This is a genomic window from Streptomyces sp. NPDC005496 (genome assembly GCF_042872045.1).
Taxonomy (GTDB): domain Bacteria; phylum Actinomycetota; class Actinomycetes; order Streptomycetales; family Streptomycetaceae; genus Streptomyces.
Genome location: NZ_JBIAJQ010000004.1, coordinates 589,617 through 609,764, shown reverse-complemented (window position 1 = coordinate 609,764; position 20,148 = coordinate 589,617). Strand labels below are relative to the sequence as shown.

Genomic DNA, 20,148 nt, shown 5'->3' with positions numbered 1-20,148 from the left:
GGACCGAAACGACCATGACGTCTTCGAAGCGAAACCGCGCCGAGGCACTGCCCGAGGACCTCCAGGAGGCGCTGCGCCGCCGGCTCGCCGGACGGGCCGGCGGGGCACCGGGCGCGCCCGCCCGCCAGGCACTACCGCGCGCGGACCGCACCCGGCCGCTGCCGCTGTCCTTCGCCCAGCAGCGGCTGTGGTTCCTGGACCGGCTGCGGCCCGGCGACGCCCGCTACAACAGCGCCGTCGCGCTCCGGCTCACCGGCCCGCTGGACCGGGCCGCGCTCTCCCGCGCCCTGGACACCGTGGTGGAGCGGCACGAGGCGCTGCGCACCACGTTCCAGGAGATCGACGGACGCCCGGCGCAGTCCGTGCACCCGGCGGGGCCGGTACCCCTGCCGGTCCACGACGTCCGGCCGGACACCGCGCCGGGCGGCGCCGGGACCCTGGACGCGGCGCTGCGCGCCGAGTACACCCGCCCGTTCGACCTGAGCGACGGCCCGCTGCTGCGCGCCCTGCTGCTGCGCGAGTCGGACAGCGCGCACGTACTGATGCTGACGGCCCACCACATCGTCACCGACGGCTGGTCCATGGGCGTCGTGCTCCAGGAGCTGTGCACCGCCTACGACGCCCTCGCGCGGGGTGCGGAGGTGGACCTGCCGCCGGTCGCCACGCAGTACCCGGACTTCGCCGTATGGCAGCGCGAGCGCCTGTCCGGACCCACCCTGGAGCGTCAACTCGCCTACTGGAAGGAGCAGCTGGCCGGCTCCGTGGCGCCCGCGCTGCCGCTGGACCGCCCCCGTCGCGGGGAGGAGTCCGGCGCCGGCGCGGTCCACACCGTCCCCGTCCCGGCGGACGTCACGGACCGGCTGCGGCAGCTCGCGGCCGAGCAGCACACCACGCTGTTCACCGCCCTGACCGCCGCCTGCCAGGCGCTGCTGGCCCGCTGGTCGGGGCAGGACGACATCACCGTCGGCTCTTTGACACCCGGGCGCTCCCGCACCGACCTGGAACGGACCGTCGGCTTCTTCGCCCACACCGTCGCCCTGCGCACCCCCGTGGACACCAGGGGGTCCTTCCGCGCTCTGCTGGCGGACGCCGCCCGCACCGTGAACGACGCCTTCGCGCACGGCGACACGCCCTTCGAGCGGCTGGTCGAGGCGGTGGGCGCCCTCCGCGAGGCGGGCCGCAACCCGCTCTTCGACGTGATGGTCCTGCTGCACCCGGCCCCGCCCGAGGCGCCTGCGCCGCACGGCCTGGAGACCTCACCCGTCGGCGTGGAGCGGCAGGCGGCCACCTTCGACCTGAGCGTGGAGTTCGTGCCCGACGGGGCCGGACTGAGCTGCCTGCTGGAGTACCGCACCGACCTCTTCGACGCGGCGACCGCCGAGCGCATGGCGGACCAGCTGCTGCGGACGCTGGAGGCCGCCGCCGCGGAACCCGACCGGCCGCTCGGCACCGTCCCGCTGCTCTCCGCGCGCGAGACACGGCGGGTGACCGAGGACTGGAACGACACCGCGCTGCCGGTCACCCCGGCCGCCTACCCGGACCTCTTCCAGCGGCAGGCCGCCCGCACCCCGCACGCCACCGCCCTGGTCGCCGGGGACACCCGGCTCGACTACGCGACGCTCAACGCCCGCGCCAACCGGCTCGCCCACCACCTGATCGCCCAGGGCGCGGGCCCCGAACGGCTGGTCGCCCTGCGCCTGCCGCGCACCGCCGACATGGTCACCGCGATCCTCGCCGTCTGGAAGGCCGGCGCCGGCTACCTGCCCGTCGACCTCGCCCTGCCCGACGAGCGCGTCCGGTACCTGCTCCAGGACGCCCGTCCGGCCCTGGTGCTGGACGAGACCGCGCTGCGGTCGGTGCCCGGCACGACCCCCGCCACCGACCCCACCGACGCCGACCGGCAGGCCCCGCTCGACCCGGACCACACCGCGTACGTCATCTACACCTCGGGCTCCACCGGCAGGCCCAAGGGCGTCGCCGTCCCGCACCGCTCCCTGACGAACCTGCTGGCCGGCCACCGCGAGGGCTTCGTCGCCGAGGCGGGCGGCGGCCCGCTGCGGGTGGCGCTGACCGCGTCGTTCTCCTTCGACACCTCGCTGGAGGGGGTGCTGCTGATGGCGGACGGCCATCCGCTGCACCTGGTCGACGAGGCGACCCGGCTCGACGCCGCCGCCCTCGTCGAGTACGTCGTCGAGCACCGCGTCGACTTCCTCGACCTGACACCCTCCCATCTGCGCCAGCTGCTGCCCGCCGGACTGCTCACCGACCCCCGGCACCGCCCCCGGGTGCTGATGCTCGGCGGCGAGGCCGTCGGCCCCGCCCTGTGGCGCGAACTCGCCGCCCACCGCGACGTCGCCGCGTACAACTTCTACGGCCCCACCGAGTGCACGGTCGACGCCCTGGCCTGCCGGATCGACGCCGGCGACCGCCCCCTGGTCGGCCGCCCGCTGCCCAACGTGCGGGCCTACGTCCTGGACGACCGGCTCCGGCCCGTGCCGCCCGGTGTCGGCGGCGAACTGTATCTGGCGGGGGAGCAGGTGGCCCGCGGCTACGCCGGACGCCCGGGACTGACCGCCGCGCGCTTCCCCGCCGACCCGTTCGGACCGCCCGGCGGGCGGATGTACCGCACCGGCGACCTCGCCCGCTGGACCTCCGACGGGCGGCTCGACTACCTCGGGCGTGCCGACGACCAGGTCAAGGTGCGCGGACACCGCATCGAGCCCGGCGAGGTCGAGGCGGCCCTGCTGGACCTGCCGGACGTCACCGCCGCCGCGGTCGTCGCGGTGACCGACGCGCACGGCCACACCCGGCTGGCCGCCTACCTCGTACCGGCCCCCGGCTCGGCGCGGCCCGTTGCTTCCGAGCTGCGCGCCTCCTGCCGGCGGGTCCTGCCCGACCACATGGTGCCGTCCTCGTTCACCGTGCTCGACGCGCTGCCGCTGACCACCAGCGGCAAGCTGGACCGCCGCGCCCTGCCCGCCCCCGACCTCGGAAACGCCCCGCGCGAAAGGGAGTTCACCGCCCCCCGCACCCCCGCCGAGGAGACGCTGGCCGGCATCTGGTCCGACGTGCTGGGCGTGGCCCGGGTCGGCGCCGACGACAACTTCTTCGAGCTGGGCGGCGACTCCATCCTCAGCATCCAGGTCGTCTCCCGGGCCCGCGCCGCCGGCGTGCACCTGACCTCACGCGACGTGTTCCGCCACCAGACCGTCGCCGACCTGGCCGCCGCCGCGTCCGGACGGACCGGCGCCGTACCGGCTCCCCGCGCGCCGCAGGACGAGGGGCCCGCCCCGCTGACCCCCGTCCAGGAGTGGTTCTTCGCCACGCACGGACCGCTGAAGCACTTCAGCATGTCGATGCTGCTCGACCTCCCGCGCGACCTCGACGAGCCGGCCCTGACCCGGGCCCTGGAAGCGGTGGCCGCCCACCACCCCGCGCTGCGCACCCGGTTCACCCGCGACGGGGACGCCTGGCGACAGCACCCGGGCGCCGGTCCGGCCACCGGGCTGCTCACCCGCCACGACCTGACCGCGCTCGACGCCGCGGTCCTCCCCGGCGCCGTCGCCGAGGCCGCCGACGCCGCCCGGGCGGCCCTGGACCCGGCCACCGGAGCCCTGCTGCGCGCCGCCCTGCTGCTCCTCCCGTCCGGCGCACGCCCCCAGTTGTTCCTGACGGCCCATCACCTCGGCGTCGACAGCGTCTCCTGGCGCATCATCCTCGGCGACCTGGAGCGGGCCTACCGGCAGGCCGCGGCGGGCGAGCCGGTCCAACCGGAGCCCGCCACCGAGCCGTTCACCGCATGGGCCTCGCGGCTGTCCCGGCGGGTGCGCTCCGGCGACCTCGACGACGACCTGGCGTACTGGACGGCCGAGGCACGCCAACCGCGCGTCCCGCTGCCCGTCGACCGCTCCGCGACCCCGCTCGCCGGATCGGTGCGCACCGTCCGCACCCGCGTGGACGCCACCACGACCGAGGCCCTGCTGCGCCGGGTGCCCGGCCTGTACCGCACCCAGGTCAACGACGTGCTGCTCAGCGCCCTGGGCCGGGTCCTCGCCGACTGGGCGGGCACCGAGCGGGTGAGCGTCGCCCTGGAAGGACACGGCCGCGAGGACCTGGGCGACGCACTCGACGTGTCGCGGACCGTAGGCTGGTTCACCAGCCAGTACCCCGTCACCCTCACCCCGGCCGGACCGGCCGCCGACCCGGACTGGGCCGCCACGCTGAAGGCCGTGAAGGAACGACTGCGGGCCGTGCCCAGGCGCGGACTGAGCTACGAGGCGCTCGCCCGCCTCGGCTCACCCGACCCCTCGGCCGCCGCCCTGCGCGAACTGCCGCTGCCCCAGGTGTGCTTCAACTACCACGGGCAGTGGGACGCGGCCGGTGGGCGGGAGTTCGCCCCGGCGGCCGCCGAGATACCCGGCCGGGACATGGCGCCGGACCGGCCCCTCGACCACCTGCTGGACGTCTCGGCGGTCGTCGCCGACGGGGAGCTGGAGATCACCTGGCACTACAGCGACCAGGTGCACGACGAGGACACCGTCCGGGACCTCGCCGAGGGCATGGTGCGGGCACTGGCCGCGATCACCGAGCACTGCGCCCGCCCGGACGCCGGCGGCCGCACCCCCTCCGACTTCCCGCTCGCGGGCCTGGACCAGCCCGCCGTGGACCGGTTGGCAGGCGACGGCCGCCGCGTGGAGGACCTGCTGCCGCTCACACCGCTCCAGGAGGGCATGCTCTTCCACCGGCTGGTCGGCGGCCCCGACGACGTGTACGTGGACCAGGCGGCCCTCCTGCTGGAGGGCGTCGCCGACCCGCACGCCCTCGCCCTCGCCTGGCAGCACGTCACCGACCGCACCCCCGCCCTGCGGACCTCGGTGGTGTGGGAGGGCGTGCCACGGCCGCTGCAGATCGTGCACCGGGACGTCCGCGTGCCGGTGACCCACCACGACTGGCGCGACGTACCTCCCGGCGAGCGGGACGAGCGCCTGGCCCGGCTCCGCTCCGAGGACCTGGCACGCGGCATCGACCTCGGCTCGGCACCCCTGATGCGGCTCACCCTGGTCCGGCTGCCCGACGCCCGGCTGCACCTGCTGTGGACCTCACACCACCTCATCCTGGACGGCTGGAGCCTCGCCCAGGTGCTCACCGACGTCTTCGAGGAGTACGCCGCTCTCACCGCCGGACGCGAACCGAGCCCGCCCGTGCGCCGCCCCTTCGGCGACTACGTGGCCTGGCTGGCCGACCAGGACGACGACGCGGCCCGCGCCCACTGGCGCGACGCCCTGAGCGGCTTCGCCACCCCGACGCCCCTGCCCACCGACCGCCCGCTGCGCGACGCGCACCGGGCCCGCTCGGCGGACGTCCACACCGGCGGACTCCCGGACGAGGTCTCCGCGCGCCTCGCCCGGACCGCGCGGGACGCCGGACTCACCGTCAATACGCTGGTGCAGGGCGCGTGGGCGCTGCTCCTGGCCCGGTACGCCGCGGAACGGGACGTCGTGTTCGGCACCACCGTGTCCGGACGCCCCGACGACCTGCCCGGCGTCGAGTCGATGGTGGGCATGTTCATCAACACCCTGCCCACCCGTGTCCGCGTCGACGGCCGCCGTACGGCCGCCGCGTGGCTGCGCGAACTCCAGGACGCGCAGGCCGAGTCGCGGCGCTTCGCCGCGGTCTCCCTGGCCGAGCTGACGGCACTCAGCGACGTTCCGTCCGGCGCGCCGCTCTTCCACAGCATGGTCGCCTTCGAGAACTACCCCTTCGACGAGGCCCGTTCGGCCGGCTCGGGCGTACGCCTGGCGGACGTCACCTCACGGGACGCCACCAACTACCCGCTCGTACTGCGCGCCTACCAAGGAGAGCGGCTCGGCTTCGACCTGGCCTACGACCCGGAACTGTTCGACGCCGCGACCGTCCGCGCCCTCGCCGACCGCCTGTGCCTGCTGCTCACCGGCTTCGCCGACGACCTCGACCGGCCGCTGCGCACCCTCGCCTGGACCACCGCCGGGGAACGGCGGCTGATGCTGGACGACTGGAACGGCACCGAGCACGGCCGCCCCGAAGAGACCCTGGTGGACCTGTTCGAGGCACAGGCCGCCCGCACCCCCGACGCCGTCGCCGTCACCTGCGGGGAGGAACGCCTCGACTACCGCGCGCTCGACGAGGCCGCCGGCCGCCTCGCCCACCGCCTGGCCGGACAGGGAGCCGGGCCCGAGCGGTTCGTCGCGCTCGCCCTGCCCCGCTCCACCGACCTGGTCGTCGCCGTCCTCGCCGTCCTCAAGACCGGCGCGGCCTACCTGCCGATCGACCCCCGGCTGCCCGCCGAACGCGTCGCCCACCTGCTGCGCGACGCCGACCCCGTGACCCTGGTGACCACCACGGAGGCGGCCGCCCTCGCCGCGGGCACCGGCGTGCCCGTCCTGCCGCTCGACGACCCGGCGGTCACCGCCGACCTGGAGCGGCGCCCCTCCGGCGGCCCCGACGGCGGTGCGACCCCGGCTCACCGTCCGCTGCCGGAGAGCCCCGCCTACGCCATCTACACCTCCGGGTCCACCGGGATGCCCAAGGGCGTGGTGGTGCCGCACGCCAACGTGGTGCGGCTGTTCACCCGCACCCGGCAGTGGTTCCGCTTCGACGAGCACGACGTGTGGACCCTCTTCCACTCCTACGCCTTCGACTTCTCCGTCTGGGAGCTGTGGGGCGCCCTGCTGCACGGCGGCCGTCTCGTCGTCGTCCCCGACGACACCGCCCGCTCCCCGGAGGACTTCCTGCGGCTGCTGGCCGACGAGCGGGTCACCGTCCTCAACCAGACTCCGTCCGCCTTCTGGTCGCTGGCCCGCGCCGACGCCGACCATCCGGACGTCGGCGCGCGCCTGGCCCTGCGCACCGTCGTCTTCGGCGGCGAGGCCTTGGACGTCGAGCGGCTCTCCGGCTGGTACGGACGCCACCCCGACACCGCCCCGCGCCTGGTCAACATGTACGGCATCACCGAGACCACCGTGCACGTCACCTACGCCCCCCTGGACCGCACGACCACCGGCACGGGCGCCGCGGGACCCATCGGCACGGGCATACCCGACCTGCGCGTGTACGTGCTCGACGACGACCTCGCCCCGGTGGCGCCCGGAGCCGTCGGCGAGATGTACGTGGCGGGGGAGGGCCTGGCCCGCGGCTACCTGAACCGGCCCGGCCTGACCGCCGCCCGCTTCCCCGCCGACCCGTTCGGCGAGCCCGGCAGCCGCATGTACCGCACCGGGGACCGCGCCCGCCGGCGGGCCGACGGAACACTGGAGTACCTGGGGCGCGCCGACCAGCAGGTCAAGATCCGCGGGTACCGCATCGAGCCCGGCGAGATCGAGGCCGCGCTGCACTCCCACCCGGGCGTCGGCGCCGCCGCCGTCGGCGTGCACGAGGACACCTCCGGGACGCGCCGCCTGGTCGCGCACGTCGTCGGCACCGGCGAGCACGCCGCCGTACCGTCCCCGGCCGAACTCCGTGCCCACCTGGACCGCCTGCTGCCCGCGCACATGGTGCCCGCCGCCTACGTGCCGATGGCGGCGCTGCCGCTGACCGCGAACGGCAAGCTCGACCGGCGCGCGCTGCCCGCCCCGGGACCCGACGGCTTCGCCACCGGCGCCGACCGCACCCCGCCCCGCACCCCGGCCGAACGCGCGGTCGCCGCCGCCTGGGCGGACGTGCTGGACGCGGACGAGGTGGGCGCCGAGGACGACTTCTTCGCCCTCGGCGGCGACTCGATCCTCGCCGTCCGGGTGACGTCCCGGCTGCGCGCCGCGTTCGGCGCGGACGTCTCGCCCCGGCTGCTGTTCACCCACCCGACGCTGTCCGCCCTGGCCGCCGCCCTCGGCGAGCCCGCGGCGGACGGCACGAAGCCCGCCGAAGGCATACCCGCCGCCGATCCGGACGCCCCGGCGCCGCTGTCGTACGCCCAGCAACGCCTGTGGTTCCTCGACCGCTTCGAGCCCGGCAGCACCGAGTACACGACGCTGTCGGTGCTGCGTCTGCGCGGCCGGCTCGACGCGACGGCCCTGCGCACCGCCCTCGACGGCCTGGTGGCCCGGCACGAGGCGCTGCGCACCACGTTCGCCGAGGAGGACGGCCGGCCCCGGCAGATCGTGCACCCGCCGCACCCGGCCCACCTCACGCCGGACGACCTCACCGGCGTCCCCGCCGACGGCGCGCGGGCGGCCCTGGACGCCCTGGTGGAACAGGAGGCGTCCACCCCCTTCGACCTGGCCGCGGGCCCCCTGCTGCGGGCCCGGCTGGCGCGCCTCGCCGAGGACGAGCACGCGCTCCTCCTCGCCGTCCACCACATCGCCACCGACGGCTGGTCCGTCGCCGTCCTCGGCCGGGACCTCGGGGAGCTGTACGCGGCGGCGCTGGAAGGCCGCCGGCCCGACCTGCCCGACCTGCCCGTGCGGTACGCCGACCACGCGGCCTGGCAGCGCGCCCGCACCGAGGAGGCGGAGGGCCAACTCGCCCACTGGCGCGAGACCTTGGACGGACTCGCCCCGCTGGAGCTGCCCACCGACCGGCCCCGCCCCGCCGTACGCACCCGCGACGGCGCCCTGGTGACCTTCGTCCTGCCCGCCGAGCTGACCGAACGCCTGCGCCGGACGGGCCAGGAGGCGGACGCCACCCTCTACATGACCCTGGTGGCGGCCTGCACGGTCCTGCTCTCCCGCTGGGCGGACCAGGAGGACGTCGCCGTCGGCACCGTGACCGCCGGCCGCGACCGCCCCGAACTCCACGACGTGGTCGGCATGTTCGTCAACACCCTGGTGCTGCGCAACCGGGTGCGCCCCGGCCGGTCGTTCCGCGCGCTCCTGGAGCAGGTGCGCGCCACCGTGCTGGACGCGTTCGCCCACCAGGACGTGCCCTTCGAACGGCTCGTGGACGTCCTCCAGCCCGAACGGGACACCAGCCGCACCCCGCTGTTCCAGGTCATGGTGGCGCTGCACAACCTGGGCGCCGCGACCCCTGACCTGCCCGGACTGGACGTCGAGCCGCTCACCCCGCCGGTCCGCAACGCCACCTTCGACCTCGCCTTCGACTTCGTGGAGGGCGACGGCGGACTCACCGGCCACCTGGAGTACAACACCGGCCTGTTCACGGCGGACACCGCCCGGCTCCTCGCCGCCCGGCTGCGAATGCTGCTGGAGGCCGTCGCCGAGGACCCCGGCCGGGAGACCGGCGCGCTGCCGCTGCTCACCGCCGACGAACGGCACCAGGTGCTCCACGCGTGGCAGGGCACGCGCATCGACACGCCCGACACCACCTTCCCCGCCCTGTTCGAGGCGCAGGCGGCCGCGCTCCCGCACGCCACGGCACTAATCGCCCGGGACGGCACGCTGGACTTCGCCACGCTCGACGGGCGCGCGAACCGGCTCGCCCACCACCTCATCGGTCTGGGCGTCGGCCCGGAACGCGTCGTCGCCGTCCGCCTGCCGCGCACCTCGGACCTGCTGGTGACCCTGTTCGCCGTCCTCAAGGCCGGCGGCACCCTGCTGTGCCTGGACCCCGAACTGCCCGAGGAGCGCGTCGCGTTCCTCCTCGCGGACGCAGCGCCGCACACCGTCGTGACGCCCGGCACCCTGCGCGACGTGGCCTGGGACCGGCTGCCCGCGCACGCCCCCACCGACGCCGACCGCCCGTGGCCGCTGCGCCCGGAGAACACCGCGTACATCGTCTACACCTCCGGCTCCACCGGCCGCCCCAAGGGGGTCGCCGTGGAACACCGCCAGCTGGTCAACCTCTGCCACGACCACCGCACCGGACTCGTCGCACCCCACACCACGGGCGGGCGGCGCCTGCGGGCCGCGCTCAGCGCGTCGTTCTCCTTCGACACCTCCTGGGAAGGGCCGCTGCTCCTCGCCCTCGGACAGGAGGTGCACCTCGTCGACGAGGACACCCGCCTGGACCCGGACGCCTTCTGCGCCCTCGTCGCCGAACGCCGCCTGGACCTGGTGAACGTGACCCCGTCCTTCCTGCGCGAGCTGACCTCCGCCGGGCTCCTGGCCCCCGGCCGCCACCACCCGCGCCTGCTCCTCGTGGGCGGCGAGGCGGTCGACGGCACCGCCTGGCAGGAGCTGTGCGCCGCGGACGGCGACCTCGGCGTGAGCGCGTACAACATGTACGGGCCCACCGAGTGCACCGTCGACGCCGTCTACGGCCGCTGCGCCGAACGGCCCGAGCGCCCCGTCATCGGCCGCCCGGGCGGCAACCTGCGCGCCTACGTCCTGGACGGCTCGCTGCGGCCGGTGCCGCCCGGCACCCCCGGAGAGCTGTACCTCGCCGGCGCCCAGGTGGCCCGCGGCTACCTGAACCGGCCCGGTCTGACCGCGGCGCGCTTCGTGGCCGACCCCTTCGGGGCACCGGGGGAGCGGATGTACCGCACCGGCGACCGTGCCCGCTGGGACGCGGGCGGGCTCCTGGAGTTCCTCGGGCGCGCCGACGAACAGATCAAGATCCGCGGCTTCCGCATCGAACCCGGCGAGGTCGAGGCCGCGCTGCTGGCCCACCCGGACATCGCCGAGGCCGCGGTGACCGCCCGCGAGCACGGCGGGCGCCCGATGCTCGTGGCGCACCTCGTGCCCGCCGGGGACCGCACCCCGCCCGCCGACGAACTGCGCGTCAGGCTGCGGCGGACCCTGCCGGACCACATGGTGCCGGCGGCGTTCGTCCCGCTGGCGCGGATGCCGCGCACCAGCAGCGGCAAGACCGACCGGCGCGCGCTGCCCGCCCCGCCGGACCAGCCCGACAGCACGACGCCGTACGTGGCGCCCCGCCCCGGCACCGAGGAGCGCCTCGCCGCGATCTGGGCGGAGGTCCTCGGCGTCGAGCGGGTGGGCGCCCGGGACAACTTCTTCTCCCTGGGCGGCGATTCGATCCTCAGCATCCAGATCGTCTCCCGGGCCCGCCGCGCCGGCCTCGCGCTCACCACCAAGGACGTCTTCCGCCACCAGACCGTCGCCGAACTCGCTCTGCGCGTGGGCGACATGGACCCACGCCCGGCCAAGACGTCCGGGACCGCACCGGCCGAGGCGCCCCTCACCCCCATCCAGCGCTGGTACCTCGACGGCCGCGCCCCCGGCGACCCGCTGCGCTTCACCATGACCCAGCTGCTCGAACTCGCCCCCGAAGTAGACACTTTGACGATCCGTCAGGCAATCGACGCGGTCGTACGTCACCACCCGGCCCTGCGCACCCGGTTCCTGAACACCGGTGACGGCCCGCGCCAGGAGGCACTGCCCGAGGCGCCCGAGGGCGTCCTCACAATCCACGACGTGTCCCGTCTGGACGAGGAGGCACTGGAGCCGGCGGTGCAGCGCGCGGCGGAGGAGGCGCAGTCCTCCCTCGACCCCGCCGAGGGCAGGGTCGTACGGGCCCTCCTCTTCGACCGGGGCCCCGGCCGGCCCGCGCAGCTGCTGATCACCGCCCACCACCTGGTCGTCGACGGCGTCTCCTGGCGCATCCTGCTCGCCGACCTGGAGACCGCGCAGCGCGCCGCCGCGGCCGGACGCCCCGTCGAACTGCCCGACGAGGGCACCACGTACGGCCACTGGGCGGCCCTCCTGGAGCGGCACACCCGCTCCGGCGCCCTGGACGCCGACCTGGCCCACTGGACCCGCACCTGCGCCGCCCCGGCCGGCCTGCCCCCGGGACGGACCGGCCCCAACACCCATGGCACCGCCGCCACCGTCACCGTCACCCTGGAGACGGAGGAGACCGACGCGCTGCTGCGCCACGTCCCCGACGTGTACCGCACCCAGGTCAACGACGTCCTGCTCAGCGCCCTCGGCCGCACGCTGGCCAATTGGTGCGGACGCGACACGGTCCTGGTCGGCGTCGAGGGCCACGGCCGCGAGGACCTCTTCGACGACGTGGACCTCTCGCGCACGGTCGGCTGGTTCACCGCCGAGTTCCCGCTCGCCCTGACCGTCCCCGGCGACGCCGGCTGGGGCGACGTGCTCAAGTCCGTCAAGGAGACGCTGCGCGCCGTGCCGCTGCACGGCCTCAGCCACGGCGCGCTGCGCCACCTGCTGCCCGGCAGCCCGCTGGCCGGCACCCCGGCCCCGCAGGTCGGGTTCAACTACCACGGGCAGTGGGACGCCGGCGGCGGCAGCGGCCTGTACCGGGCCGCACTCCCGCCCGCCGGCCGCGACACCGACCCGGACGAACCCCGCCCCTACCTCCTGGACATCACGGGCGTCGTCCAGGACGGCCGGCTGGAACTCGGCTGGACCTACCCCACGGCCGTCTACGACGAGAGCACCGTGCGGGAGCTGGCCGAGGACATGTGCAGGGCGCTGCGCGAGATCGTGGCGCACTGTGCCCGCCCCGAAGCGGGCGGCCGCACCCCGTCCGACTTCCCGCTCGCCGGCCTCACCGCGGAACAGCTGGACCGGCTCGTCGGCGACGGGCGGCACGTGGCGGACGTCCTGCCGCTGACGCCGCTGCAGTCCGGCATGCTCTTCCACGGCCTGGTCGACACGGCGGGCGCCTACTTCGACCGGACCGCGGTACGGCTGTCGGGGGTGGCCGACCCGCAGGCGTTCGCCGCGGCCTGGCAGCAGGTCACCGACCACACGCCGGTCCTGCGCACGAGCGTGCACTGGCAGGGCCTGCCGCACCCCGTGCAGGTCGTGCACCAGCACGTCGAACTGCCCGTCCGCCACCTGGACTGGCGCGACATGACGGAACGTCAGCGGGCCGACGCGACGGAGCGGTTGCTCGCCGAGGACCGCGCATCCGGCATGGAACTGACCACCGCCCCCCTCACCCGCGTCACCCTGGCCGCCCTTCCCGGCGACGAGGTCCTGCTCCTGTGGTCCTCGCACCACCTGATCCTCGACGGCTGGAGCACCGGCCAGCTCCTCACCGAGGTGTGCGAGCGCTACGCCGCCCTCACCGGTGGCGCCGACACCGCGCCGCCCCCGCGCCGGCCCTTCGCCGACTTCCTCGGCTGGCTGCGCGACCAGGACGAGGACGCGGCCGGCCGCCACTGGGCCGACGCCCTCGCCGGCTTCACGGCGCGCACCCCGCTGCCGTACGACCGCACGCCCACCGAGGCGCACCGGGCGCGCGCGGCGGACGCCGTGCACCACGAACTGGACGAGCGGCTCTCCCGGCGGCTCCGGGAGACGGCCGCCCGGGGCGGACTGACCGTCAACACCGTGGTGCAGGGCATGTGGGCGCTGCTGCTGGCCCGGTACGGCGGGCGCCGCGACGTCGTGTTCGGGACCACCGTCTCGGGCCGCCCCGCCGAACTGCCGGGCGTGGACTCCATGGTGGGCATGTTCATCAACACCGTGCCGACCCGCGTCCGCGTCCCCGCCGGAGGCGTCCTGCCGTGGCTGCGCGATCTCCAGGAGCAGCAGAGCGAGGCCAGGCGCTTCGACTTCCTGGCGCTGCCCCGCATCCAGGCGCTCAGTGAAGTCCCGCAGGGCGAGGCCCTGTTCGACAGCATGGTGGTCTTCGAGAACTATCCGGTCGACGAGTCCGCCACCGCCAGGACGGGCGTGCGCGTCGAGGAGGTGCGCGCCGAGGACGCCACCACCTTCCCGCTCTGCCTCCGCGCCCACCTCAGCGACCGGCTCGGCTTCGACCTGGCCTACGACGCCGCGCTGTTCGACCGCCCGACGGTCGAGCGTGCCGCGTCCCGGCTGGCCGCCCTGCTCACCCGGTTCGCCGACGGCGCCGAGGGCGACGTGGACGACCTGGACCTCCTCACCGCCGACGACCGCGCACTGCTGGACCGCTGGAACACCACCGCCCGGCAGACCGCCCCCCGCAGCCCGGTCGACCTGTTCGCCGAACAGGTCCGGCGCACGCCCGACGCGCCGGCGGTGCACGACGGCGACCGGCACGTCAGCTACCGGCAGCTCGCCGACTGGTCGGACGCCGTGGCCCGGCGGCTGCGGTCCGCCGGTCTGGCGGCCGAGGAGCGGGTGGCGCTGCTCATGGACCGCTCGGCGGAGCTGGTGGCCGCCCAGCTCGGTGTCCTCAAGGCGGGCGGCGCCTACCTGCCGGTGGACACCCGTGCCCCCGAGGAGCGGCGCCGCGCCCTCCTCTCCCAGGCGGGCGCCGCCGTCCGGCTGACCGCGCGGGACGTCGCGGCGGCGCGCACCGAGGCTTCGGCGGAGGCCGCGCTGCCGGCGGCCGACCCCGACCGGCTGGCGTACGTCATGTTCACCTCCGGCTCCACCGGCCGGCCCAAGGCGGTCGCGGTCCGGCACCGCGACGTGGCATCCCTGGCCACCGACAGCCGCTTCGGGGACGGCGTCTGCGAGCGGGTGCTGCTGCACTCGCCACCGGCCTTCGACGCCGCCACGTTCGAGGTGTGGGCGCCGCTGCTGAACGGCGGCTGCGTGGTGGTGGCCCCCGACCGGCCCATGGACGCGGCCCTGCTGCGGCGCCTGGCGGCGGACGGCGGGCTGACCGCGGTGTGGCTGACGGCCGGCCTGTTCCGGCTGCTGGCACAGGACGCGCCGGACTGCTTCGCGGACCTGCGCCAAGTGTGGACCGGCGGCGACGTGGTCCCCGCGGCGGCCGTACGGCGGGTCCTGGACGCGTGCCCCGCACTGACCGTCGTGGACGGCTACGGACCGACGGAGACCACGACCTTCGCGACGTCCTTCGCCCTCGCGGACGCGGCGGATGTGCCCGGCACCGTGCCCATCGGGCACCCCCTGGACGACCTGCGCGTCCATCTCCTGGACGGCCGGCTGCGCCCCGTCCCGCCGGGCTGCGCGGGCGAGCTGTTCGTGTCCGGCGAGGGCGTGGCCCGCGGCTACCTGGGCCGCCCCGGCGACACGGCCGCCCGCTTCCTCGCCGACCCGTACGGGCCGCCCGGCACCCGCATGTACCGCACCGGAGACCTGGCCTGCCGCCATGTGGACGGCACCGTCGAGTTCCTGGGCCGCGCCGACGACCAGGTGAAGATCCGCGGGTTCCGGGTCGAACCCGGCGAGGTCGAGGCCGTGCTCACGGCCCGTCCCGGCGTCGCCGACGTGGCCGTCGTCGCCCGCGAGGACCGGCCCGGCAGCAGGCGCCTGGTCGCCTACGTCGTCGGTCCCGCCGCCGAGGACACCGAGGAACTGCGGGCGTTCGCCGCCCGCACCCTGCCCGACTACCTCGTCCCCTCCGCGTTCGTCCCCCTGCCCGCCCTCCCGCTCAGCGCCAACGGCAAGGTGGACCGCGCGGCGCTGCCGGCCCCCGCACCGGAGTCCCGGGCGGCGGACGGCGCCCATGTCGCACCCCGCACCGAGGCCGAACGCCGCACGGCCGAGATCTTCGCCGAGGTCCTCGGCGCCGAACCGCCCGGCGTGCACGACGACTTCTTCCAGCTGGGCGGCGACTCGATTCTCAGCATCCGCCTCGCCTCCCGCCTCGCCGAGGCCTTCGGCACCGACCTCTCACCGCGTGCCGTCTTCACCCGGCCCACCCCGGCCGCACTCACCGCCCTGCTCACCGAGGAGCGCCCCGACGACGCCCTCGCACCCGCCGTCGTCGCGGCGCTCCGCGACGTGCCGCCGCCGATGTCGTACGCCCAGCAACGCCTGTTCTTCCTGGAGGAGTTCGCGCCCGGCGGCGCCGAGTACGTCACCGCGCTGGCACTGCGGCTGCGCGGCGCGCTCGACACCGCCGCCCTCACCGCCGCCCTGCGCGCCCTGGTGGCCCGGCACGAGTCGCTGCGGACCACCTTCGACACGGTGGACGGCCACGGCGTCCAGATCGTCCACCCGCCGCAGGACGTACCGCTCCCGCTGCACGACCTGTCCGCACTGCCGGAGGAGGAACGCTCCCGGAGCCTGCGGCACCTCCTCACGGACGACCGCACCCGCCCGTTCGACCTGCGCCGGGGCCCGCTGCTGCGCGCCGGGCTGGTACGGCTCGGCGCCGACGACCACGTGCTGACGCTGACCCTGCACCACATCGTCACCGACGGCTGGTCGACCTCCGTGCTCGCGGGCGACCTCGCCCACCTCTACCGGGCCGAACGGGACCCCGGCACGGGCCAACTGCCGCCGCTGCCGGTGCAGTACGCCGACTACGCCCACTGGCAGCGCACCGCGAGCGGCGCGGGCACCGGCGAGCACCTCGCGTACTGGAAGGAGCAACTGGCCGGCACCGAACCGCTGGACCTGCCCACCGACCGGCCGCGACCCGCGGTGCGCACCGGCAACGGCGCGACCGCCCGGCTGGTGCTCCCGCCCGCGACGGCCCGCCGTCTCGCCCGAGTCGGCCGGGACCGCGGCGCCACCCTCTTCACCACACTCGTCGCCGCCGCGCAGACGTTCCTCGCGCGGCTGTCCGGCGAGCGGGACATCGCGGTCGGCACCGTCACCTCGGGCCGCGACCGGCCGGAGACCCAGAACCTGATCGGCTTCTTCGTCAACACCCTGGTGCTGCGCTCCCGGGTGGACACCGGCCGCCCCTTCCCGGAGTTCCTCGCCGACGTACGGCAGACCGTGCTGGACGCCTTCGCGCACCAGGAGGTGCCGTTCGAGCAGGTCGTGGACGAGGTGCAGCCGGCGCGCGACACCAGCCGCACCCCGCTGTTCCAGGTCATGGTCGTCCTGCAGAACACACCCGCGGCCGACCTCGACCTGCCCGGCCTCGACGTCCAGGACGTCGAACAGGAGCTGCACCACGCGGCGTTCGACCTCACCCTGGAGTTCGCCGAGACGGAGTCGGGGGCGCTGCACGGACTGCTCACCTACAACACCGACCTGTTCGACGCGGCCACGGCCGAGCGCATGGCCGACCAGCTCGGCACGCTCCTCGCCGCCGTCGCCGACGACCCGCACCGGCCGCTGGGCGCGCTGCCGCTGGCGTCCGACGAGGAGCTGAAGGCCCTCCTGGACCAGGGGCGCGGCACGGCCCTGCCGGTGCCCGCGGAGACCCTGCCCGAGCTGTTCCAACGCCAGGCCGCCCGCACGCCGGACGCGCCGGCGCTCGCGGACGGCACCCGGCAGCTGACCTACGCCGAGCTGGACCGCGCCGCCAACCGGCTGGCGCACCGCCTCATCGCGCGCGGCGCCGGACCCGAGCGGGTGGTCGCCCTGGCCCTGCCCCGCGCCGCCGAGACGGTGGTGGCCCAGCTCGCCGTCGCCAAGACCGGCGCCGCCTTCCTGCCCGTGGACCCGGCCTACCCCCGGCAGCGGCGGGAGTTCATGACACGCGACGCGGGCGCCTCCCTCGTCCTGGACGACCCCGCCGACGTCTGGGCCGACGCGGGACCGGAGAGCGCGCCCACCGACGCGGACCGCACCGCCGCGCTGACCCCCGACCACCCCGCCTACGTGATCTACACCTCCGGGTCCACCGGCACCCCGAAGGGCGTGGTCGTGACGCACCGCGGACTGGCCGGCTTCGCCGCGGCCGCCGCCGAGCGCTACGCGGCGGGCCCGGGCGACCGCGTCCTGCAGTTCGCCTCGCCCAGCTTCGACGCCTCCGTGCTGGAGCTGTGCGTGTCCCTGCTCACCGGCGCCGCCCTGGTGACCGGTGAGGAGGGCCCGCTCGTCGGCGAGCGGCTGGCCGCCGTCCTCGCGGAACGCGCCATCACCCACACCCTGATCCCCCCGGCGGCCCTCGCCACCGTGCCGCCCGAGACGTCCGCCGCGCTGCCGCACCTGCGGACCCTGATCGTCGGCGCCGAGGCCTGCCCGGCGGACCTCGTCCAGCGATGGGCCCCCGGCCGGCGGATGATCAACTCGTACGGGCCGACGGAGGCCACGGTCGTCGCCACCTGGACCGGCCCCCTGACCCCGGAGGCCGCCGCCCCGCCGATCGGCCGCCCGGCCGGCGCCACCCGCGTCTACGTCCTGGACGCCGCCCGCCGCCCCGTGCCGCCCGGCGTGACCGGCGAACTGTACGTGGCGGGCCCCGGGCTCGCCCGCGGCTACCTGAACCGCCCCGGCCTGACCGCCCAGCGGTTCACCGCCGACCCCTTCGGCGCACCGGGGGAGCGGATGTACCGCACCGGCGACCTGGTGCGCTGGGGAGCCGACGGCCGTCTCCGCTTCGCCGGACGCGCCGACGAGCAGATCAAGCTGCGCGGCTTCCGCATCGAACCGGGGGAGATCGAGAGCGCTCTGCGCCGCAGCCCCCTGGTGCGCGACGCGGTCGTCGTGGTCCGCGGCGAGGGCACCGGCGACGACCGGGGCGCGGGGCACGGACGGCTCGTCGCGTACGTCGTCCCCGCCCGGGACACCCCGGACCGGCTGCCCCTGGCCGAACTGCGAGAGCACCTCACCGGGCTGCTTCCGCCGCACATGGTCCCGTCGGTGTTCGTCGCGCTGGCGGAGCTGCCGCTCACCCCGAACGGCAAGCTCGACCGGCGTGCGCTGCCCGCACCCGAGCCCGGGCACACCGCCGCCGGCGGCCCGCGCACCGCCCCGCGCACCGACACCGAGCGTCTCGTCGCCCGCGTCTGGGAGGACGTGCTCGGTGTGGACGAGGTCGGCGCCGACGACAACTTCTTCCACCTGGGCGGCGACTCGATCCTCACCATGCAGGTGGTGTCGCGGCTGCGCCGTGAGGGCCTGCACCTGGCCACCCGCGATCTGTTCACCCACCAGACGGTCGCCGAGCTCGCCACCGTCGTCGGCGTCGCGCCGCAGCGCTCCGAGGACGGCCCAGTGACCGGCGAGGTGCCGCTCACCCCCATCCAGGAGTGGTTCCTGACCACCCCGCGCCACAGCCACCACCACTTCAACCAGTCGGTGCTGCTGGAACTGGACGGCACCCCCGACCCGGTGGCCCTCGGCACGGCCCTGGACGCACTGCTGGAACACCACGACGCCGTGCGCATGCGCTTCACCCGGGAGGACGACGGCTGGCGCCAGTTCAACCCGCCGCCCACCGACGGCGGCAGCGGTCTCCTCCTCCGCCACGACCTGACGGGACTGACCTCCGCTGAGGCGGACGAGGCCATGGGCGAGGCGGCCGACGAACTGCACGCCGGTTTCGACCTCGCCCACGGCCCCCTGCTGCGGGCCGCGCTGTTCACCGGCGCCGACCGTCCCACGTTCCTCCTCCTGGTCGCCCACCACCTCGTCGTGGACGCCGTGTCCTGGCGGATCCTGCGCGACGACCTGGAAGCGGCCTACCGGCAGGCGGCACAAGGGGAGCCCGTCGCACTGGGGGAGCGCAGCACCTCCTTCCGGGACTGGGCCCGCGCCCTCGCCGCGCACGTCGCCGACGGCGGCCTCGACCACGAACTCCCGTACTGGGAAGAGGCGGTGACGGCGGAGCAGCTGCCGGTCGCCGGCACTCCCGGAGCCGACGCGGGCGAGAAGCGCGTCCTCACCGTGGAGCTGGACGAGGAGGACACCACGGCGCTGCTGCGGGCCGCGCCCACCGCCTACCGCACCCGCGTCAACGACGTCCTGCTCTCCGCCCTGGCCCTGGCCCTCGCCCGCTGGACCGGCCGCGACCGGGTCCGCCTGGACCTGGAGGGGCACGGCCGCGAGGACGTCCTCGACGGGGTCGACCTGTCCCGCACGGTCGGCTGGTTCACCACCGTCCACCCGGTCGCCCTCAGGGTGGACGAACCGGACGAATTCGGTCCCGCCCGGGACTGGCGGGCCCTGGTCAAGTCGGTGCGCCGCCAGCTGCGCGCGGTGCCCGGGAACGGACTGGGCTTCGGCGCCCTGCGCACCTACGGCTCACCCGAGGTGCGCGAGCGGCTCGGATCGGCGGCGCACGGGCAGGTGGTCTTCAACTACCTCGGCCAGTGGGACGCCCGCCCGGCCGACTCCGGCAGCGGCCTCATACGCGCCGAGCACGGTTCCTTCGGCCAGGACCACGACCCCCGGGACAGCGGCTCCCACCCCCTCGAAGTGGTGGGGGCGGTGCAGCACGGGCGCCTCGCCTTCACCTGGCACCACCGGACCGGTCTCCACGACACGGCGACCGTGCGAGAGGTCGCCGAGGAGTTCGCCGAGGCGCTGCGCCACATCGCCCGGCACGCGCGGGACAGCCGGTGAGGCCCGCGCACCGCGCGGGGGCGGCGGCCGGAACGGGCGGCGGACGCAGGGCACCGCCGCGAGGGCCCCGTGCCGCGTCCCACGACCGGCCGTGAACAGGAGCGGCCCGCCAGCCGGCGGGCCGCGGTCACCGTAC

The 20,148-nt window shown here is 75.7% G+C and carries 1 protein-coding gene; it reads left to right on the top strand.

The features are described from left to right. Positions 1 to 14 precede the first annotated feature (14 nt). Positions 15 to 20,012 carry a non-ribosomal peptide synthase/polyketide synthase gene (locus ACFYQQ_RS15150; RefSeq protein ID WP_388904733.1) on the top strand — a complete coding sequence of 6,666 codons (19,998 nt, stop codon included), beginning with the start codon at positions 15 to 17 and terminating at the stop codon, positions 20,010 to 20,012. The last annotated feature ends 136 nt before the right edge of the window (positions 20,013 to 20,148 follow it).